The following is a 23,021-nucleotide window of genomic DNA, read 5'->3' as shown; positions in this document are numbered from 1 at the left end:
ATTGCAACTCCTGTGAAATAACAGGAGCAGGTTCTGTTGTCCTTCAACAAAGATTTGAAGCTTTGAAAACTCGAATGAAAGTTTTGCCGACATGAACTGTGGTATCCTAATCAGCCCGTCATCAATGTCGATGACACTGATGTGAATAAGAGTCGGATTTAAATTTGAATCCCTTGACCTGGTACGCAATGGCTTGACATCTACCTTCATTCTATTGAATTTGATTGGCTATATGTGTTAATCACTTTTCCGTGATCCATTTCAATGACGCTGTCACATAATAAGTATAGTAATAATAATATATTCTAAACATATTGTCAATAAAAAGGTAGATTACAAAAAACGACATGGTAAGTGATTCAAAACTGCGTCAGGGCAGGATTAAATCAGTTAGTAAATCATAAAAAATAGCACAAATTAGAATATTTTTCCACTTCAATAAGAAACGCTGGTTGCTATAATGATAATAGAATAGAAATGTATGCAGCGGGGATATACAAAATGCCTGCTTTGTGGCCGTTGCAGTAATACACAGAAATTTAAAAGGAATGAACCAATCTTCAGCGAAAGGAGAAGTGGATGAAAAAACTAAAGAATATGGGACTTGCCAGGAAGTTTTCTGTCACAATATTATTCAGCCTGATACTGCCGCTGGTACTTCTTTTTAGTATCATGAACAGTGTAATCGCCAGTGAATTTATGGAGAAGCAATATGAAAAGGAACTGGAAGTATTAAAACAGTCGAAGCCCAGCCTGGAAAATGTGCTGGAGGATACCCAGACTTTATCCAGAAATATTGTGGGAAACAAAGAAGTTCAGGCACTGTTGGAGGAATATGAGAAGTCAGGTATGGTGAATGAGGAGACATTGAGCAGAGCTAAAATATACATTGAAGAAATGATCTATATGAAACGTTATATTTCCTCCCTGTCCCTATTCAGCAAGGGAAAGACTCTGTATCAATATGGAGGATATTATAAGAGCGAAGATATCTTTGATTTGCCGGAGCTGGAAAAGAAGCTGGGCGAACTGGATGGAAAACCTATGTGGGATTCTGCCAGAATGCATAGGGGATATATAGCTGGAAAAGAAAACTGCCCCATGGTGTCTGTATACCGTATTATCAATCATCTGTATCGTCTGACTCCCGTGGGAGCAGAAAGAATCAGTATCAGTGAAGAATACCTTTGCTCATTATATGCGTCTGCGGAGTCATCGGAAGAAGATCAGTCATACATATTTGATGAAGATGGAAGAATTGTTTCTGCCAGAGAAAAAGAGCTGCTAACAGGGAATGTATCAGAAGAGATTGTAGAGAGAGTGAATGGACAGGATGGATATTTCGTGGAAGAAAAACACGGACAGGCAGTTTTTTATTACAAGGTTCCGATTACAGGCTGGACGGTAGTTCGGACCAAAAGTATGAGTGTTTTGCAGGAACAGATTCGCATGATCAACAATATTATCTGGATGTGTCTGACGCTGGCAATTTTCTTTGGTTTTGTGTTTTCAATAGTACAGAAACACTCTGTCATTGATCCGGTAGTTAGATTGGCAAGTGACGTAGAAAAGGTGGATGAGGGGAATTATGACATTAAACTTCATACTGGAAACCAAGATGAGATTGGAATGTTAAATCAAAGTGTCATTCAGATGACTTCCCGTATCCGGGATTTGATTGAGACTGTCTACAAAGGGCAGATTCATATGAGAGAAGCGGAAATCCTGTCTCTTCAGGCTCAGATTAACCCTCATTTTCTGTATAATACTTTAGATACCATGAGATGGATAGCCATAGAGCATGAAGAGGATTTGCTGGCATGTCAGATTGAAGCATTATCAAGTATGTTCCGCCACGTACTAAATAACGGTAAAGAAGTGACCACAGTAGAGGAAGAGGTTGCACATCTGAAAAATTATCTGGAAGTACAGCACTGCCGTTTTGGGGAAAAGATACAGGTAGAGATGAATGTGGATGAACAGCTATATTCATGCCGGGTATTGAAGCTGATTCTTCAGCCGCTGGTAGAAAATTCCTTTGTTCATGGGTTGGAAGAAAAAATTGGGGGAGGAAAGATTTCGGTTTCTGTGACAGGGGAGAAGGGAGCAATTGTTTACCGGGTTACTGACAATGGGGTTGGAGTGGATGCGGTAAAAATACGGGAGATATTGAGGACAGAAAGTCAGACAGGAAAGATATACGCACTGAAAAATGTAAATGATAGGATTAAACTTAAGTATGGAGAAGCGTATGGGGTAACTTTTCAATCGAAAGTAGGAGAAGGAACAGAGGTAGTGGTTCAGATTCCCAGGGCATTAATGGAGGACTAATGATGAAAGCGTTGATTGTAGATGATGAGATGCATATCCGAAATGGATTGCAGAAAAGCGTAAAGTGGAGAGAACTTGGAATTGAACAGATATTTACCGCAGAAGATGGCAGGGAAGCACTGGCAGTCTGTCTAAAGGAAAAGCCGGAGATTCTAATTACGGATATCCGGATGCCTGGAATGGATGGACTTACATTGGCACAGGCAGCAATTGATAAGGCCAAAGTGAAAAAAGTGGTGATACTAAGCGGTTTTTCTGAGTTTGAATATGCCAAAACAGCGATCCGTCTGGGAGTGGTGGATTATCTTCTTAAGCCAGTGAAGCTGGAAGAATTATCAGTTCTTTTGAAAAGAATGGTAGAAGAAATCCGTCTGGAGTCCAGGCAGAAGGAATTACAGAACCAGGAAATGGTATGGGAAGTGATACGGGGAACAAAATCTCCCGGAATACTTCGAACATTATTTGGAGAGAACCAGGGAGAAGTACTTCTGGCTGTATTAGAGAGAGATGTTCCTTATGGCAGATGCTTTTCCGTTTTAGAAATAAAGACAGAATATATGCAAATTCTGACAAAGATGGAGAATGAAGTGGTTCTTCTTTTTCAAATAAAGGGAAAAGATGATCGTACAGAGTATCATAATGTATTCTATCAGGAACTACATGCAATAAACCGAAGGCAGAATACCGGGTGCAGCTGTTCCATAGGGGTCAGTGAAAGAGGGCAGCTTAAGGATATCTGCCGGTTGTACCGACAGGCACAGGAGGCATTGAAACGCCGCTTTTATAAAGGAAACGAAAACTGTATATTTCATGAAGAAGTAGAGGAGAATGAGAAAAAATTTTACCCTTTATTGAACTTAGATAAAAAGGCTATTTCGGAAAGTGTTTCGTTGTTTCAGATAGATTTGCTGCATGATCAGATTCACAGGCAATTTGAGTTTCTCAGGAAAGAAAGATGCATGGAAGAAAGGGTTGTTCAGGAACTGTGTCTGGGGATACAGAATATTTTATTTGAGAGCATGATGGAGAGAGGGGTGGACATTGCAGGAATTTTGAATCAAAATCAGGAGTTGTTTTCCGGGCAGATGTCCTTTTCTTCTATTACAGATTACGAAGCCTGGATATCCGATTATTGTTATCTTCTGTTAAAGGGATTTGAAGATTTGTCGGGGAAGAGATACAGTGCAGTTATTTCAAAGGCGGTGGATTACATTAATCAGCACTATTCAGAAGAATTGTCTCTGGTACGATTGGCAGAGAATGTCAATAAATCTACCAGTTATTTTAGCTGCATATTTAAAAAAGAAATGGGTGTGAATTTTAATGAATATTTGAATCAAGTGCGAATCAGAAAGGCAAAGGAACTGCTACGTGTGCCGGACGCAGTTATTTATGAGGTGTCAGAGAAGACTGGATTTTCAGACTATAAGTATTTTACCAAGGTATTTAAAAAGCAATGCGGGTGTTCGCCCAGTGAATATGTTAAAACCGGAGAATGTAAGATATCGTAAAAAATTGCACATAATCGAATTTTTGTCCTCTGTAAGCGGAAACAAATAAAAGGTAAAATTAAGTTACCAAATGAAACAAAGGAGGAAAAGGAATGAGAAAAAGAGGTTTAGCAATGGGACTTACTGCACTGATGACAGCTGGGCTTTTGACTGGATGTGTGAGTGGACAGACTCAGACAACAGAAACGACAAAGGTGCCGGAACAAAAAGAGACAACGGCTAAGGACACGGAAGCAAATACGAAAGGGGCTGAAAAAACATCAAGTGAAAGTTCTTCAGAGGACGTGGTCACTTTGGAGCTGTTCTGGCAAAAATCAAATACCAATGTTATTCAGGAGATTATTGACAAATTCGAGGCGGAAAATCCCAATATAAAAATTGAATTGACAGCAACTTCCTCGGATACGGGAAAGCAGATTTTCCAGACCAGAATGGCCACCAACGAACCCATGGATTTAGTGCAGCATTGGCCATCACAGGCTGAATTCAGGGCTATGTGCAAGGAAGGCAGAATGGTGGATTTGTCTGATTATGCATGGAATGACAATATTATTGATACCTATTATGACATGTCTACCGTAGACGGAAAGTTATATTCTGTGCCCCTCTCTATTAACGCAGGTGTTGTAGCGTATAATAAAGAAATTTTTGAGGCAAACAATCTGGAAGTTCCCAAGACCTGGGCTGAGTTGGTTAAGGCAGCGGATACTTTGAAAGCAGCAGGAGTTACTCCTTTTATTTTCAGTAATGGTGATAAAGAAAACTGTTCTCAGAAATTCCATATTATGACCGCAGCGGTTGCAGATGACAAGTGGAATCCATATGATTTCTATGTGGGAATGTATGAGGGAAGTGGAGCAAAATTTGCAGACAATGAGTACTCGAAGAAGGCTGCTGAACGTCTGTATCTTCTTTCCAGTGAATATGCACAGCCAGACCCTATGAGCACTAATTATGATTTGGCAATGCAGATGTTCGCAAATGGTGAGGGAGCAATGATGATTGCCGGAACCTGGGCACAGTCAGACATTGAAAAGAACAACCCGGAGATTCAGATGGGCATGTTTGCAATGCCGGCAGATGATGGAGTTAATATGTTGATTTCCGGAATTGACCCTGGCATTGCAGCCATGACAGGTACCGGGAAAGAAGAGTATGCGGCAAAATTCCTGGAGTTTGTGACCAGAACAGAAAATGCACAAATTTATACAGATTATGATAAGTCCCCAAGCCCGATTAAAGGGGTAAAGACGGACAATCCTACCATTGATCTGATGCTGAGTTATATTGAAGAAGGGAAAGCAATTCCCTGGTGGCGTGATTATATCAGTACTGGTGTAGTCAGTGATGAAGCAGATTTGGCACAGGCATTTTTAATGGATGGTGATTTGGATACTTTCTTAACAGGTGAGGAAGAAATTGTACTGCGTAAGGAATAAGGAAAAAGCGGGATGAATTCCCGCCTTTTCTAAAACAGAAAGGAGGCCTATATGAGAAAGAACAGTATCAGCCACAAAAGAAATGTTTCTTATATGCCTGTCATCGCTATAGCGTTACTTTTATATACCGTATTTTTTATTGTTCCGGCTGTTTACAGCTTCTATTTTAGCCTGACAGACTGGAATGGTTTTTCTCTGGAATACAATTTCGTAGGCTTAAAAAATTTTGTGAAAGTATTTCAGGATAAAGACCTTTTTAATTCTGTGAAATTTACGGTTATCTATACAGTAGTTATCAATGCCACAACGATACCCTGCTCGGTGATTTTAGGTGTTTTTCTGACAAAGAAATTAAAAGGTGTTAATTTCTTCCGTTCCGTGTTTTTTTATCCGGCCATTATTTCCATGTTATCTCTAGGCTTGATTTTTAATGAAATCTTTCGCCGGATGCTTCCTATGATTGGGGATGGTTTGGGAATTGGATTTTTGCAGACCAGTTTGTTATCTACAAAGACTGGGGCAGTGATAGCCGTAATCCTGTTGGGGTTCTGGCAGAATTTATCCATTCCTACCGTTTTGCTGATTGCTGCACTGCAGAGTGTACCCCAGGAGCTGACAGAAGCGGCGAAGATAGACGGGGCAGGTGTGATGGCCAGATTTCGCGTTGTGACATTTCCGTTTCTGGCATCTACCCTGGTGATCTGTTTCGTAAAAGGAATCCGGGATGCCCTGGTAGTCTTTGATTATATTATATCGCTGACACAGGGGGGACCTGCTAAAGCAACCACCTCTATGGGATATAAGATTTATCTGATGGGAAGTACAGACATGAAGTTCTCCCAGGGATGTGCTACGGCAATTGTTCTATTTTTTATCATTGCCCTGGTATCGTTTCTCATCATGAAGGTAATCGGGAGAGGAGGTATTGAGCAACAATGAACAATATGCGGACGAAGAAAAGAATTACAAATATTTTGACTTACTTCTTTCTGGTATTCTGGTTTTTATGTATTGCTCTGGTGTTATATGTAACGATAGTCAATTCTTTTAAGACACAGGTAGAATCCAGCAAAAGCTTTCTGACACTTCCGGAGGCATTTCAGCTCGATAATTATATTGCTGTATTCCAGAGAAGCGGATTTGTACAGGCAGTGGGCAATACCATCTTTTTTACATTGATTTCCATTATCATAGTAGCCGTTTTCGTGCCAGCAGTGTCCTATGCGGTGAACCAGATGATCCATCTTAAAACGGGAAAATTTTCTTTATACTATATAACAGCAGCGATGTTTGTTCCTTTCCAGATTGTAGCATTACCTTTATCCATGTTTATGAAAGCTCTGGGTTTAGGAAACCGGCTCAGTATTGTTATTATATTTATCACGTATCCATTGATACAGGGGGTGTATCTGTGCAACGGCTATCTGAAGACAGTGCCAAAAGAACTTGCGGAATCCGCCTATGTGGAAGGTGCAGGCACCTGGAAAACCTTTTTTTCTATAGTATATCCAATCATGAAACCGATGACAGCCACCATCATTATCACTAATTTTTTGTGGATGTGGAATGAGTTCCTGATTTCACTGATGATTCTGGGGGCGGACAAGAAGACACAGACTCTGCCATTATTCATCTACAGTTTTAAAGGACAGTATTCCATTGAGTATAACCTGCTGTTTGCGGCAATAGTATTGTCCTCTATTCCACTGACGGTAATGTATGTGTTCTTACAGAAATATATTGTAGCAGGTCTGGCAGGCGGAGCAGTGAAGGGTTAGGTAGGATGATGTTATGAAGGGTTTACATTATATTGGAAATAGACAGGCCAAGATCAGGGAGATGGAGATTCCAAGGCCAAAGACGAAGGAAGTATTAATAGAGGTAACCTTATCTGCACTCTGCGGCAGTGAAAGAAATGATTATGAACAAGGCTGTTCCTTCGTGTCAGGTCATGAGTTTGTGGGAATTGTAAGGGAAGCAAAGAATTGCAGAGAGTCAAAGCCCGGTAACCGGGTAGCTGTAAATGTAATAAAAGGCTGTGGGAAGTGCTATTACTGCAGAATGGGAAAATCCCAATTCTGTGAGTCCATGATAATCTGTCAGGGAGGGCATGCGGAATATGTCTGTGTACCAGAGGAATGCTGTCTGGAGATACCGGAAGATGTAGAGGATCGGGCTGCGGTATTGCTGGGTGGTGATACCCTGGGGGTTGCATATCGTGCAGTACAGAAATTACCGGCAGGGATGGGGAGGGTGGCATTGGTAATTGGGGCTGGGCCAATTGGTCTGGGTGCCGTGTCACTACTAAAATATTACGGATATTATGTTGTGGTCTGGGAAATGAATCCGGTACGGATGAAATATGCACTTCTGACCGGAGCCGATGAAGCAATGGATTCTGTAGATTTAAATTCAGAACAGAGGATAAAAGAATTGACGAATCGCCTGGGGGCGGATGTGGTATTGGAATGTTCCGGAAATCCGGTGGGACAGAAAAATGCACTTCATGCAGTGAGGCCGGAAGGTACCGTAGTTTTCTGCGGAGAGAACTACAAAGGGCTGACGATTGTACCTTCCGAGGATATTATACATAAGGAGATTACTTTGACCGGAGCTTTTTATTTTACGGGACAGGATTTCTATAGTCTTTGTGAATTGTACAGGAGAGGATTTGAACCGGGGAAAGCAGTCAGCCATATCTGGAACCTTGCCGAAGCCCCATTGGCATGTAAGATGTTTTTTGAGGGAAAAACCGGCAAGGTCTTGTTGGAGAGGAAGGTGTAGAAATGAAGTGTTTATCTACCGTCATAGTGGGAATGGGAGAACGGGGAAAGGTACATCTCCACGGATTCCTGAAAAATAGAGATATGTTTGAAGTGAAAGGAATCTGTGACAGGAGAGAAGCGCATCTTCAGGAGTCTGTCAGGCAGTATGGCATCAGCCCTGATATCTGCTACACAGATGCAGAGGAAATGCTGAAAACGGTTAAACCCGATGTGATGGCTTTTGTGACCATGCCTCATATTCGTCTGCCCTTGGTGAAACTGGCAGTGAAATATCAGGTGAAAGGTTTGCTTTTTGAAAAGCCAATGGCAGTTTCACTGGAAGAAGCAGATGAGATTGTACGCTTGTGTGAGGCACATGAAATTAAAACCATCGTTTGCCACCAGCATAAATACCTCAATTCTTTCCTGGAATTAAGGAAGGCTCTGGACAGCGGGGAACTGGGGCAGATTACAGATATCCGTGCAAGCTGCCAGCCCCAGGCTTCCCAGCTTGGAACCCACTATTTAGATTATATGATATGGGCTAATGGAGGAAAACAGATTGTAAGCGGAGTGGGACATATTCATGGCAGTTTTTATTTAGAGGACAGCCATCCTTCACCCGATTATGTTATGGGACAGTTAATTTTTGAAAATGGTGTACGGGGATTTTTAGAATGTGGGTATTTGGCGAAGCAGACGGAAAAGTATCAGGCTTGCTTTAGCCATGGCAGCGGGGAGCCTGCTTACTGGACAGATGACAGGCTGACGGTCTATGGATCAAAAGGATATGCCTGGGCTTCCTGCAATGGGAAATATGCGGTCTTTTCTCCAGAAACATCCCCTGAGATAAGGCATGGAGATTATCAGGATTTTTTCCAGCGGGAGCAATTTGAAGCACAAGTCCGCTATACGAAGGAGTTTGGGGAGTGGATGTTGGGAAAGAGAGAGCGCCACGACTGCGATGTAAAATTAGCATATCATGGACTTGAGGTGCTGGAAGGCATTTATAGCAGTGCCCTTGACTGTACCAGAGTGGATTTTCCGCGGGTTTGGCCCAATAAGTATGAAGCATTGGAAGAATGCAGGAAAAGATTACATAGAGTCACTTACAGAAAATGGAGGTAATTATGGATAAATGGTATAAGAAGCATTACCGAAGAACATTACTGGACATGCATATTGAAGATTGGAATGAAGAATTCCTGTCCCAATATGACCCCAAGAAGTATTTTGAACTATTGAAAAAAGCTGAAATTACAGCACCGATGATATACGTGCAGTCTCATGTGGGGCTCTGTTACTGGCCTACAAAGACTGGCATCATGCACAAAGCATTCCATGGAAAAGAAGACATGGTAAAGCAGGTTTTTGATATGTGCCGGGAGGCAGAAATGCCAACGGTTCTGTATTATAGCATCATTTTCAATAACCGGGAATATGAACGCCATCCGGAGTGGAGAATGAAGGATGCAAATGGACAGGATTCCAGATCGAATGGAGGGCGGTATGGGTTGTGCTGTCCCAACAATGAAGAATACCGGGAGTTTGTGAAAGCACAGATTCGGGAATTCTCCCAGTATTTCCAGTTTGAAGGTGTATTCTTTGATATGACCTTTTGGCCGGAGGTATGTTATTGCAAATCATGCCAGAAGCGCTGGAGAGAAAAACATCAGGAGCCAATGCCCGAAATAGTGGACTGGAACGATGAGAAATGGCTGGCCTTTGACCAGGAGCGCCATGAGTGGATAAAGGAATTTGCATTCCTCTGCACCGATGAAGTACATAAGTATTCTCCCGAAGCAACCGTAGAGCATCAGTATGGAAACTCCATTGCATTTTGGAGATTTGGAAATAACGAAAATGTATCTATGGCAAGTGATTATATTGGCACGGACTTATACGGAGGAATCAGGCAGCAGTCCTTTGCTTGTAAAGCCTGGTACCATCTTACCAAGAACAGACCTTTCCAGTATATGACAAGCAGATGCTATCCAACCCTCGCGGAACATACTTCTATGAAATCCTATGACCAGCTTCGGCAATGTGTAGCCATGACATATCTTCATCACGGAGCCAGCCTGTTGATTGATGCCATTGACCCCCTGGGAACCATGGATGAGCGGGTATACGAACTGATTGGAAAAATCTACGGGGAAATGAAAGAATATGAGCCTTACATGACAGAAGGAGAACTATCCTTTGATATCAGCTTATATTTCAATTTAAACGGAAAATATGACCCCAGGCAAGAGGGAATTCATGTAATGGATCATCGCCTGGACAGGGATAAAGGCAGCGCAGGTACCATGCCTCATTTCGATGCATTGATGGGAGCTTCTGATATCCTGGCATCCCATCATATTCCCTATGGAATTGTAAATAACTGGAGGCATGAGGAAATACAGAAACATCCGGTTCTGGCAATTATGGATGCGCCAGGGCTTTCTGAAGAAGAAATCTCGGATGTGATATCTTATGTGCGTGATGGAGGAAATCTGTATTTAAGCGGTTACACAGATAACAGGCTCCTGCAGAAATTCTTTCATACAGAAATGGATGGGTATACAGATGGAAGAATGACATATCTGGCACCCTGCGGGGAATCGGGGATTATGGAAGGATATAGTACCAGAAAATATCCGCTTGTGATGTTTGAACCGGCAGTAAAATTAAAACCAGGATACATGGGAACTAAAATGGCAACATTGACGTTCCCCTATACAAAACCAGGCATTCACTGGTCTATGTTCCCTACGGATGTTCATGAGGAGGAATATGTGGACGTAAATTCAGATGCATATCCATTTTCTACCATACACGCAAATCCTCCTGGAATAGAGACAGAGATGCCGGGTATGCTGTATACCACCTGCGGGAAAGGAAAGGTCATATGGTCTGCCCTGCCTCTTGAAAGAGCTGAGAGGTACCAGCATGGAGAGGTATTTATAAATATAATGAAAATGCTTGCCGGTGGTGCGTTTTCCATTCAGGTAGAAGCAAGTGAAACAGTAGAGAGTATAATCTTCGAAGATAAACCGGCTAAATCCCTGTTAGTGGGGCTGATTGAAACCAGAAACGGTTATACCATTGCAGACACCCATGATATCGTCATTGCACTCAATACACCTGTGAAACCGGCAAATGTATGCATGCTGCTGGAGAAAAAAGAAATACCTTACTGCTATGAAGACGGATGTTTAAAGATACATCTGGATAAAATATCTGTTTTTGCCATGTTACAGATTCAGTGGTAAAAAGTTGTGAAGGAGGATGCTTATGGAAAAATTATTTGCACTGGATGGGAAGTTCAATCAATTTATGTCAAAGGCAGCAGACCTTCTGCTGTTGAATCTCATGTGGATGATTTGTTCCCTGCCGATTATTACAATCGGGGCATCCACTACAGCATTATTTGATGTCCTGATCGAAATGACAGAGGATAAGGAAGCTTATGTAGTCAGAACGTATATCCGATACTTTGCCAAAAATCAAAAAGAGAGTACAAAGCTCTGGTTATTATTTCTGACTGTACAGACACTGCTCTGTGCGCTCTTTGCAAGTGGCTTTCAGGTGGGAAGTAGTGTAATTGTAGCAGGGAGTATGATTGGAGAGGTATTTTTCCTGGCCTGTACGGTTTTTGCCTTTCCCCTTCTGGCATGGACTGGTGACAGGAAACTTGGAAGTTTGCTGAAGAAATCAGCCTTCCTTGGTGTGGCGGCACTACCCTGGACGGGAGTGCTGCTCTTAGGGAGTGGTATCCTGATAGCTGTCACACTGTACTATCCACTTCCAGCGGCGCTGCTGCTGCTTTTTATAGGTGTGGCAGGTATTTCTTATATGATGAGCGTCATATACCGGTATGTTTTTCAGAAATATGGTGTGTTAAGGGCAACGGAATTAAAACATGAAGTTATCTGATCGGGAAAAGCTTTCTGCCTATATGGGAAAACCAAAAGAAACAAAGATGTTTACATTTACGGCGGAAATTTTAGAAGAGAAAGAAAAGATTGCCTTGTACAAGGAAAGGGCAGAGTACTCTAGAAAGGAAGGATATTGATGGAGAAAAAGGAATTAGCAGTAAAAGCATTACAGAAAGGAAAAGGTATCTTCCGGTTGGCACCTACCTGGGTTCCCAGGTCATTTTGCAGACCAGGAAAGAGGATTAAGCTGCATCCGGATGATTACTATGCACTGGGGGCAGAGAGGGGCGGTATCGATGAAAGATGGTTTGCATCCACAACCTGGGCGGAAAACGGAGAAGGGACACCAGAAGATGAAGGCATGAGTTATATTGTGGTGGATCAGGAAGGCAAAGAAAAAATCCTCCTGAAGGACGCCATAGAGCTTTTGGGAGCAGAAATCGTGGGCGATTATCTGTGGGAGAAGTATAGGGGGTGGCCCATGTTTTCCAAATTCTTTGACAATGCAGGGCCTCTTCCTCACCATATTCATCACCGGGCAGAACACGCAGCCAGGGTAGGGGCTTCCGGCAAGCCGGAGATGTATTTCTTTCCATCCCAGGTTAATAACCATGGTGGAGAGTTTCCTTTTACTTTCTTTGGATTTAATCCGGAAACTGAAAAAGAAGAAGTATTAGATGTACTCAAAAATTTCACCAAAGGAGACAATAATATTCTTGGTTTATCCAGAGCTTATAAATTAGAACTGGATATAGGATTTGATGTTCCCCCTGGAGTGATGCATGCTCCCGGAAGTCTCTGTACCTATGAACCGCAGTTTGCCTCAGACGTGTATGCAATGTATCAGTCAGTACTGCTAAACGGTCAGGTAATCGGAGAAGATTTGCTGTGGAAGAACACTCCTGAAGAAGAAGTCGGAAACTATGAATATTTGCTGGACGTGATTGACTGGGAGGAAAATACAGATGCAGATTTCCATAAGAAACATTATATGAGGCCAAAACCGGTGAGAGTGGTAGAAGATATGCTGTCAGAAGGGTATTTAGAGGAATGGATCTGCTATAAATGCAGTACCGTTTCTGCAAAGCGCTTAACTGTATTTCCGGGACAGAAAGTGGTAATCAAAGATGCGGCTGCCTACGGTATTATCTGTTTGGAGGGACATGGAACATTTGGACAGTGGAAATTGGAAACACCGTCTCTGATTCATCTGGGCGAATTGACAAATGATGAATTTTTCGTGACAGAACGTGCTGCAAAAGAAGGAGTAGAAATTATCAATGAGTCATCCACGGAAAACATTGTAATTCTAAAACACTTTGCTGAAAATCCAGAGTTGGTTTTGAAATAGCTTTTCAAGTGCATACAGCATGAGAACTAAAGAATCAATAATACATAGCCACAGGGCTTGCCGGGGCAGACGAAGGAGCGGATGCAGGGTAGCAATAGGAGGTGGAGCAATCACCAACCGAACCAGAGACTGGGAAGAATCTGGGCTTTCCCCCTTATAGCTTATGAAATGGTTTTTTGTGATTAGCATCCTTAACAAAATACTAAATTCATAAATAAATTCTAAAACTCAACAATCACATTAAAAAATTGAAAAATTTGGTCAAGAAAGTACTAAAGAAATTTCTAATACCGCGCTACTATAAGATTAGAATTGTTTATTGCCCATATGATAGCATTAATAATCATAAATAAATTATAGTAGAATGGAGGAAATTATGAAGAGTAGAGAAAGAGGGATTAGCAAGGGTATGGCAATTGTATTGACAGTTGCATCAATTCCTTTTAGCGGCAGTGTATCTGTGCAGGCTGCGTATCAAAAGGTTAATCAGGCTCCGATGAGTATTGTATTTGATGAACCGGTATCACAGGGGCATGTAAGTGGTGGGGATAGTGATACGGAACGGTGGCAGCAGTTATCGTTTCCTATAGGAAATTCTTACATGGGTGCAAATGTCTATGGAGAGATTGAGAAAGAACATCTTACTTTCAATCACAAGGAAATGTGGAATGGAGGACCCTCAGAGACAGAGCCCTATACCGGTGGGAACATTGAGGAAGTAAACGGTCAGCCTATGGCTGAATATATGCAGTCTGTGCAGAATGCATTTCTAAACGGAGATGGAAATGCGGCTTCCATGTGTGATTCCCTGGTTGGAAAAGAGAGCAGGGAATACGGGGCTTATCAGGCATGGGGAGATATTTATCTGGATTTTAACAGAGATTATATGTATGAACCAGAATCTTCTGATGGTGTTATCAGCGATACCAGCGACCGTATTCGATATGGAGATGGATGGAAAAGATGGGACCAGGGCTCCTGGGAGGCGGGTTCAGAGCATTACAATGAGGCACCGGGTACTTTTACAGTGAACTTTCAGGGAACCGGAATGCAGATGATTGGGGTAAAGGCTTCCAATATGGGAGACTACAGGGTAACCGTGGACGGAGAAGTGGTAGATTCAGGAACTATGAATGCTTCTGAAAAAATGGAAAATCAGGTACTTTTTGAAGTAAGTGATTTGGAATACGGCAAGCATGTTCTCACATTTGAGTCTCTGAAACATGAAAGTGGAGCACAGAAAACATCTTTTGATTACCTGAAGGTTTTGTTTGGAGAGACAAATGTAAACTGGAATGTGGAAGCACCCGAAGAAGGTCTGGAATTTACAGGAGAATGGAAACGATGGGACCGTACAGAGGAATCTGACGGGAATTCCTGGTTTGGAACAGACGAAGTCTATGTGGATGGCGATAAAGCGAAGGATGCTTCACTGACCTACACATTTACGGGAACGGGATTTAAGCTGTTTGGCGCTATGAGTTTTCAGGTAGGTACATTTGAATATGCATTGGATGACTCAGAGGAATACACGGCAGTCAATACCTACTCTGATTACTACAGCCGCAGATGCCAGCTGCAGGTGAACAACCTGGAGAACACAAAGCATACTCTGAAAATCAGGGGTGTGGAGGGAAGTAAGGTATCCTTTGACGGTATTGCAGTCAACCCTTACGATATGGAGGCGGAGCTCCCCCGTCCTGAGCATACGGAAGTAACGAATTACAGCAGGGAGCTAAATCTGGACAACTCCATCGCAGAGGTCTCATTTGACAGGGATAACACACATTATCACAGAGAATATCTTGCCAGCTATCCCGATGGGGTCATTGCGATGAAGCTGACTGCAGAAAAGGCAGAAGGCGCTGGGGAGGATACGCAGATGCGTCCACTGGAATTTGAGGTTAATTTCCCCATAGATCAGCCCGAAAAAAATGCGGAAAGCCTGGGTAAGGATGTTCTTTATGAAGCATCAGGGGACAGTATTATCGTTTCCGGTAAACTCAGGGATAATGGAATGCAGTTCAATGGAAGACTGAAGGTCGTTTTGCCGGATGGACAGGGAAAGGTGGAACCGCTGGCAGGTACCACAGACACACTTGCGGTGACAGGTGCAAGGGAAGCTTACATTTTCGTGTCAGCGGGAACGGATTATGACAACAATTATCCGGTTTACCGTACAGGGGAAACATCAGAGGAATTGTCACAGCGTGTGGAGGGGATTCTGGAGGGAGCATGTCAAAAAGGATATGAAACAGTAAAGAAAGATGCAGTTGCTGATTATAAAGAAATCTATGATAGAGTAAAAATTGATCTGGGTCAACAGGAAACAGGTATGACCGCGGACCAGTTAATGGCGTCTTATAAGGAGGGTAGCGCCGATGCCGCTGCACGCAGTTATCTGGAAACCCTGATGTTCCAGTTCGGGCGTTATCTGCAGATTGCATCCTCCAGAGAAGGGGATAAACTACCGGCCAATCTCCAGGGGGTATGGCTGAACAATTCCGGTGCTGCCAACGATCCGGTAATGTGGGGATCAGATTACCACCTGAATGTAAATATGCAGATGAATTACTGGCCTACTTATGTGACCAATATGGCAGAATGTGCTGAACCAATGATCCGGTACATGGAGGGACTGCGGGAACCGGGACGGCAGACGGCCCAGGTATACTTCGGAGTTGATAATTCAGAGGGACAGCAGAATGGATTCACAGCAAATACCCAGAATACGCCTTTTGGCTGGACCTGTCCGGGCTGGACATTTTCCTGGGGGTGGTCACCGGCAGGTGTTCCCTGGATGCTCCAGAATGTTTATGAGGCATATGAATACTCAGGAGATGTTAACAAACTGAAGAATGAAATCTTTCCTATGATGGAAGAGGAGGCAAAATTCTATCAGTCCATTCTGAAAAAAGCAGTGGATCCAGACGGAACTGAGCGCTATGTTACAATACCTGCTTTTTCCCCGGAACATGGTCCATATACGGCGGGAAATACATATGAAAATACATTAGTATGGCAGTTATTTAACGATTGCATAGAGGCAGCAGAAATATTGAACGAAACAGAACTGGGAACAGTATCGCAGGAACAGATTGATACCTGGAAAGAATTTATGGATGGACTAAAACCAATAGAAATCGGAGACAGCGGACAGATTAAAGAATGGTATGACGAGACAAGCTTTGGACAGAACACATCAGGCACTATTCCTAATCATTCAGGGGGACACCGACATATGTCCCATCTTCTGGGACTGTATCCGGGAGATCTGATTACAGTGGAAAATGAGGAGTATATGGAAGCGGCAAAAGTATCCTTAAACGACAGAGGTGACGATGCAACAGGATGGGGTGTGGCACAGCGGCTGAACACATGGGCAAGAGTCGGAGACGGAAACCGTGCTTACCAGATTATCAATTCCTACTTTAACAACAGCGTTTATACCAATTTGTGGGATGCTCACCCACCCTTTCAGATTGACGGAAACTTTGGATATACCAGTGGGGTCGCTGAGATGCTTATGCAGTCGAATGCGGGATATATCAATCTGCTTCCTGCACTTCCTGAGAATCAATGGGTTTCCGGATCGGTGAGTGGTCTGGTTGCAAGAGGAAACTTTGAAATCAGTGAAAGCTGGGAGAACGGTGAATTGAAGACAGCACAAATCATATCCAATAACGGAGGTGAATGTACGGTCCAGGGAAAAGGATGGAAGAGTGTCTCTATTACGGATCAGAACGGAACTCCGGTAAAAGTGGAAACTACCGGAGAAAAAGAGGGAAGGTTTTCCTTCATCACAGAAGCAGGAAGCACCTATATGCTTACCGGCAGCAGCGAAGAAATGCCGGAACCTTCCGAAGATACAGATCTGACAAGCCTGAAACTTGCGGTTGTTATGGCGGAAAGTATGGCGGCAGAGCAGGAAGAAAACAAATGTTACACAGAGGAAAGCTGGGCTTCGGTGGAGCAGGCATTATACGCAGCCAAGGAACTTATGGAAAACCAGGATATCAATCAGAAACAGGCTGACGAAGCTTTTCTGGCACTCATAACTGCATGTAATATGCTGGAAAACGGGACACAGAAGGTGGGATTGAAAGCAGCTATAGAAGGCACAGAGGCGATACTTGCAGACACAGAGAGTTTGTCAAAGTACACAGAAAAAAGTGTGGAGGCGGTCAGAACAGCCCTTCTGGCAGCGCAGCAGATATTTGAAAACAGCGGTTCCGACCAGGGAACGATCAACAATGCGACCACAAATCTGCTCACTGCGGTAACGTCTATGCTGGTGAAAGAAGATGACACAAGACTTGGCATCCTTATACAGACGGCAGAAGAGATTCTGGAGAAAGAAGATCAGTACACACCTGCAAGCGTACAGAAGCTTCGAGACGCACTGGAAGCGGCCAGGGAAATTGCGGAGAGTGGACAGGCAGAAGAAGCAGACATCAATGAATCATATAGGAACCTGTCAGAGGCAATGATTTCCCTTGTGAGAAAAGGAAACAAAGAAGAGTTGAAGGCCGCACTGGATAAAGCGGATGAGATTCTGAAAGAGTTCGGAAAATATCTGGAAAGCAGTATGGAAGGTCTCCGGGAAGTGGCAGACAGTGCACATGCTGTGTATGAGAATCAGAACGCAGATGCAGATGAAATAGGGAAAATTTTGAAGAAACTTGTTGGAGAAATCCTGGAGGTACGCCTCATGGGTGATGTGGACCAGAACGGTATGGTGAATACCCGGGATGCGGCAAAGCTGCTTAGATACAGCGCGGAACTGGAACAACTCTCAAAAGTACAAATCCAGACAGCAGATGTAAATAGGGATGGATTGGCAGACGGAAGCGATACAGCTGTCATCCTCCAGTATGCATCAGAGAAAATCAAGTCATTCTGAGCTCGGAAAGACATGATACGGTTGAAATAAAGGGACTAAGGGATTGCGCACTGCAGTGTTTATTGCAGTGTGACAATTCCTTTTTAGTTGATAAATTAAATGCGTGTGATTTGGTGGGCAGATATTGCAGCCTTAATGCAAAGGGGAATGTCACGTTCCCAAAATCCTGCAAGGCTTATTACTACCATAACACACAGGATGACTGGGTAGAAATAACAGACATTTCACAGGAGGACTTACGTCTCCTGCAAAGATAATAAAAAATATAGAATAATATAGAAAAATATACCCTCTTTTATCTGACTATAGATTAGTCTTTTAAAAGAGGGTTTATTTTTTTCTTTGTTACCTTATGATGTATGATATTTTAATTTCAAAAGAGATTATTACTCGGTTTTTTGGTCAAGATATGATAAACTAAGGGTAAATGCAAATCAGGAACTCAAAGTATGTATAACTGGTTTCAAGGTTGCTGTAATTAACCTGAAAAGGGAGGAATTATTTATGAAGAAGAGAGTTTGCCATTTGTTTAACTCCATATCAACCAAGGTTATTTTGATTATGCTGGTAATGGTGCTGCCGCTGAATCTGATTGCCATCATCGCAAATGAGAAGGTGATTGATACCATGGTAAACCAAAATAAAATGTCCGCCCAGACTCTGGCGGATACTTTTACGTCAGAAATCGAAACCCAGATGACGAATACCCATACCTTATTATATTATTTTTTAACCAAGAATCCGGATTGTATCCAAATGAAACTTCAGGAAGAAGATAATTATACATATCAAAGCTCGAAGCAAAAATTGTTTTTTAGCCTGAAATCTATGGGAAGCATGACGGATGGTGGAGACGGCTATTTTTATTATATGAAGAAGATGAAAGATGTGGTTGTTTATGATGAAAACCCTAAGGATAGTAATAACCTGTACCATACGATGAATGAATTTATAGAGAAACAGCTGGATGACGGAATTACAGGCGGGTGGCATATTTATGAATTTAATTCGTATAAATACTTGTTTTTAATAGTGGAGCAAAAAAGTATGGTCTATGGAGGGTGGTTTAATCTGGATGCACTTATGAAGAAACTGGAACACAGATTGAGCTATACTGATTATTCAATTGATTTGTCAGAGGGTATGAGCCCTTCGAATACCAGCGATCGCATTGTTGTTTCAGCGAATTTGAAGAAGCTTAATTTAGTGATTAGTGTAAAGAAAAGTGAAATTGTAGGCGGAATATCTAAATATGTCACGGCATTGCAGACCATGGCATTCTTATATTTGGCATTGATACCGCTTTTGTTTTTATTTTTGAAAATCATTTTAATAAAGCCGTTGAAAATAGTAAATCATGCACACCGCCAGATAAAAAAAGGCAATCAGGACTACAGAATCAGTGATAAAGCTAATTCTGTGGAGTATATGGAAGCATACCAGTCTTTTAACCAGATGGCGGATAACATCAAGGCCCTGCGGATTGAAGGCTATGAAAAGGAAATTGCAAGGCAGAAAATAGAACTTCGCAATCTGCAGCTGCAGATTCGTCCCCATTTCCTTCTGAATACGTTTAACCTGATATATACCTTATCACAGCGCAAAGAGATGACTGCGGTTCAGCAGATTATCATATACCTCTCAGAATATTTTCGGTATATTTTCCGAAGTGAGAAGGAATTAGAGCTTTTTCCCAAGGAGCTTAAGCTGATTCAGGGTTACGTAAAGATGGTTTGCATCAATTATTCAGGAAACGTGGAAGCAGAGTATCATATAGAACCGGAGGTTCAATATGTCCGGGTTCCGCCGCTGCTGATACATAATTTTATTGAGAATGCAGTTAAGCATGGAGTGAAGCAGGGAACCATGCTCCATATAACGGTTACAGGACGATATGCGGATAAAAAAGTAATCTTTCAGATTACGGATGACGGCAATGGCATGAGCGGGGAGTCCCTAGAGAAATGCAGGAAGCTGCTGCAGGGAGACACAGAGCCGGAGAATTTTACCTCTGGCATCGGATTATCCAATTCCATACGGAGATTAAGGCATTTTTATGGTCCGGAAGCAAAGATTGAAATAATGTCAGTACAGGGGGAAATGACCTCTGTGATCATACAATTCCCATACAATTTGGAGGTAGAAAATGAAGTTACTATTGATTAATGATGCTATTTTAACAGTTGAGACAATGAAAACAGATATTCCATGGGAGCAGTATGGGGTGGAAGAGGTATTTACCGCTTATGATGCAGAAGCCGCCAAGCTTTGTATCCAGAAAAATCCCATTGATCTGATGCTCTGTGATATTGAGATGCCTGGTGAAAACGGGATAGCAGTACTGCGCTGGGTCAGGGAGAACAAAAAGGAGATTGAATGTATTTTTTTAACCTGCCATGCCAGCTTTGAATACGCAAAGGAAGCGATTCAGCTGGGCTGCCAGGACTATTTGCTGATGCCAGCCATGTACGAGGATATCGGAGCGGCTGTTCTTAAGGTGGTTAACCGGATTAAAGATAAACGGGAGTCTGCCCGTTTTCAGGAATACGGCAGGCAGGCGGTTAAGGAAAAAGTGGAACTGGCAACAGAAAATTTCGGACAGAAGAAAACGGAAAAATCGGTGGATGCAGCGATAAGCTATATTGTAGAGAACCTGTCCAGTGAGACGCTTTCTTTAAATGAAATAGCTGAAAAGCTGTTCATACATCCGGCATATTTAAATCGGATTTTTAAAAAGGAAAAGAATATAACCGTTGGCCAGTATATAATTACGGAGCGGATGAAGATGGCAGCAGAGCTGCTAAAGACCAGGAATCTTAGCGCGAATGCTGTGTCAGAGCTGGTTGGCTATAAGAGTTATGCTAATTTTAATTCTATGTTTAAGAAATCATTTGGGTGTTCACCATCCCAATATAGTGGAGAAGATTAAAGGATAAGTAGAGCCGTTTTTCATATGCAATAAAAAAAGTAGTTCGTTTTCGAGAGATTCCAGTTTGAAAATAGTATGGTATTTAGAGTCAAAAAAAAGTATAAATAAAGCATAGAAACAAATACCTATTTAAGGAGGAAATTTATGAAGAGGAAAGTAGTTGCTTTATTAGTATGCAGCAGCCTGGCGGTAAGTATTTTAGGAGGATGCGGACAACAAAAGGAGACGAACGGGAACGAGACAAAAGCGGAAACAAATAAAGATACAAATAAAGAAACAAATGAGGAATCAAATAATGAAATAAAGACGGAAGCTGTGACATCTCAGGAAGATACAGCGAAAAGCAGTTCAGAGACAGGGAAAGAGGGAGCGTCAGGTACCGAGTCGAAAGCAGATGGAGATATTGTAGAAATTTTCTGGCAGTATCCGGCAACCAGCGAGGTGACGGAAGGATTTTACCGGATGGAAGACGCGCTGAACGAGATGATGGAAAAAGACATCGGTGTTCACGTAACCTTTGTACCGACAGATCTTATGACTTCCCAGCAGGATGCTACATTGATGATATCATCCGGAGAACAGCTGGATGTTTCACTGACAGCCTTTACAAGTGTGGGTAATCTGGTTGAAGATGGTCTGATTTTACCTCTGGAGGAATACATGGAGGAGTATGGCAGTAAGATTGAGCCAAACTGGATCAGTGGAAATTATTATGATGGCAAGCTGTATTCCCTTCCATCTTGCGTAAACAAACTGTATCAGACTTATGGATTCAATATGAAAAAAGAATATTGTGATAAGTATGGATTTGAACAGGATGACAATAAAATTTATACGTTAGAAGAAATTGAAAAGATGTTCGAAATTGTAAAAGAAGGAGAAGGCAAGGATTTCTATATGATGACTCCCTGGAATAATACATATGAGCCTTTGAACTACAGCTATCAGGAATACGATATGTTATCGGGAAGTTTTTCAGCTGGCGTATTGATGTTAAACAGAAGTTTTGAGGATACGACCATTTATAATTATTTTGAAACAGAGGAATATAAGAAATATTGTGAAATGATGTACGACTGGGCAGCAAAGGGATATATTGCACCTGATGCAGCAGTGGATACAGACTTCTCAAACCGTGCTATGGAAGAAAATTATTTAGGAAGCTTTGGTTATTGTGAGCCGGAGAGCGGTATGTTGACAACAAACTCCACCTGGGGACAGGATGTAGTCCAGTTCCGTACAGTTGATGGATTTATCAGGCTGAATGGCGGGTCTAATGTTAACTGGAATGTACCTATTACCTCTGCAAATCCGGGGAAAGCAGTAGAAGCAATCGCATATGTACTTACAAATAATGAAGCAGGTACTTTAATTCAATACGGATTTGAAGGGGAAGAGTATGAAGTAGTGGAGGATAATGGAGAATATCAGGTAATTAAGTATCTGGCTGATGACGTTACACAGCTTCCTTACAGCAATGTATACGGTCTTTGGGGAAATCGCCTGACTCTGCCGGCTGTATATCCTGCTGATATCGATCTGAGTAAAAAATGGCTTGATTATGAAAATGCATTGCCCAAAAGCCGTTATTCACCGGCGATGGGTTACAGCTTTAATGCCAGCAGCGTAACCACCGAAATTGCTGCAGTTGAGACCGTGATGGAACAGTATTGCTATAGCTTTAATGCAGGAGCACTCGACCCTGAAAAAGCTCTGCCGGAATTTAATGCCGCGCTAAAATCAGCAGGCATTGATAAAATAATTGCAGAAAACCAAAAGCAGCTTGATGCATGGGCAGCAAGTAAATAATCTATCATGACAAAGGGCTGCTGTTACTTACAAAAGTTAGCGGCAGCCTGAAATATTATA

The 23,021-nt window shown here is 42.2% G+C and carries 14 protein-coding genes; all 14 read left to right on the top strand.

What is annotated here, in order from left to right:
• Positions 1–579: 579 nt before the first annotated feature.
• Positions 580–2,331, top strand: a complete 1,752-nt coding sequence (locus tag QR40_RS10185; protein ID WP_044294753.1) for a cache domain-containing sensor histidine kinase — start codon at positions 580–582, stop codon at positions 2,329–2,331.
• Positions 2,331–3,842, top strand: a complete 1,512-nt coding sequence (locus QR40_RS10180; protein ID WP_081998851.1) for a response regulator — start codon at positions 2,331–2,333, stop codon at positions 3,840–3,842. The genes QR40_RS10185 and QR40_RS10180 overlap by 1 nt, the downstream gene beginning before the upstream one ends.
• 92 nt (positions 3,843–3,934) lie before the next feature.
• Positions 3,935–5,281, top strand: coding sequence for an ABC transporter substrate-binding protein (locus QR40_RS10175; RefSeq protein WP_044294751.1), 1,347 nt, complete (start codon positions 3,935–3,937; stop codon positions 5,279–5,281).
• 51 nt (positions 5,282–5,332) lie between these two features.
• The gene (locus tag QR40_RS10170; RefSeq protein WP_044294750.1) at positions 5,333–6,220 is read left to right on the top strand and encodes a carbohydrate ABC transporter permease; all 888 of its coding nucleotides are present in this window, start codon (positions 5,333–5,335) and stop codon (positions 6,218–6,220) included.
• Complete coding sequence (locus QR40_RS10165) at positions 6,217–7,059, top strand: carbohydrate ABC transporter permease (RefSeq protein ID WP_027294493.1); 843 nt, start codon at positions 6,217–6,219, stop codon at positions 7,057–7,059. The genes QR40_RS10170 and QR40_RS10165 overlap by 4 nt, the downstream gene beginning before the upstream one ends.
• Positions 7,060–7,072: 13 nt before the next feature.
• Positions 7,073–8,065, top strand: a complete 993-nt coding sequence (locus QR40_RS10160; RefSeq protein ID WP_027294492.1) for a zinc-dependent alcohol dehydrogenase — start codon at positions 7,073–7,075, stop codon at positions 8,063–8,065.
• A gap of 2 nt (positions 8,066–8,067) precedes the next feature.
• Positions 8,068–9,174: a Gfo/Idh/MocA family protein gene (locus QR40_RS10155; RefSeq protein WP_044294749.1), complete on the top strand. Its 1,107-nt coding sequence runs from the start codon at positions 8,068–8,070 to the stop codon at positions 9,172–9,174.
• Positions 9,175–9,176: 2 nt separating this feature from the next.
• On the top strand, positions 9,177–11,303 hold the full coding sequence (locus tag QR40_RS10150; RefSeq protein WP_044294747.1) for an alpha-L-fucosidase: 2,127 nt from the start codon (positions 9,177–9,179) through the stop codon (positions 11,301–11,303).
• Positions 11,304–11,325: 22 nt separating this feature from the next.
• The gene (locus tag QR40_RS10145) at positions 11,326–11,967 is read left to right on the top strand and encodes a YesL family protein (protein ID WP_044294746.1); all 642 of its coding nucleotides are present in this window, start codon (positions 11,326–11,328) and stop codon (positions 11,965–11,967) included.
• A 138-nt stretch (positions 11,968–12,105) separates the two neighbouring features.
• Positions 12,106–13,320 (top strand): cupin domain-containing protein, encoded by a 1,215-nt coding sequence (locus QR40_RS10140; protein WP_044294745.1) that lies wholly within the window; start codon positions 12,106–12,108, stop codon positions 13,318–13,320.
• A gap of 376 nt (positions 13,321–13,696) precedes the next feature.
• Positions 13,697–18,223 carry a glycosyl hydrolase family 95 catalytic domain-containing protein gene (locus QR40_RS29740; protein WP_052430789.1) on the top strand — a complete coding sequence of 1,509 codons (4,527 nt, stop codon included), beginning with the start codon at positions 13,697–13,699 and terminating at the stop codon, positions 18,221–18,223.
• Between the two features lie 504 nt (positions 18,224–18,727).
• Positions 18,728–20,389 (top strand): sensor histidine kinase, encoded by a 1,662-nt coding sequence (locus QR40_RS10130; RefSeq protein ID WP_044294744.1) that lies wholly within the window; start codon positions 18,728–18,730, stop codon positions 20,387–20,389.
• Positions 20,370–21,152 (top strand): response regulator transcription factor, encoded by a 783-nt coding sequence (locus tag QR40_RS10125; RefSeq protein WP_027294486.1) that lies wholly within the window; start codon positions 20,370–20,372, stop codon positions 21,150–21,152. Before QR40_RS10130 ends, QR40_RS10125 begins: the two co-directional genes overlap by 20 nt.
• A gap of 144 nt (positions 21,153–21,296) precedes the next feature.
• Positions 21,297–22,961, top strand: a complete 1,665-nt coding sequence (locus tag QR40_RS10120) for an ABC transporter substrate-binding protein (RefSeq protein ID WP_044294743.1) — start codon at positions 21,297–21,299, stop codon at positions 22,959–22,961.
• Positions 22,962–23,021: the final 60 nt, after the last annotated feature.

This window comes from Robinsoniella peoriensis, assembly GCF_000797495.1.
Lineage (GTDB): Bacteria > Bacillota > Clostridia > Lachnospirales > Lachnospiraceae > Robinsoniella > Robinsoniella peoriensis.
Note: the sequence above shows the minus strand (reverse complement) of the source record. Positions and strands in the feature narration are given on the sequence as shown.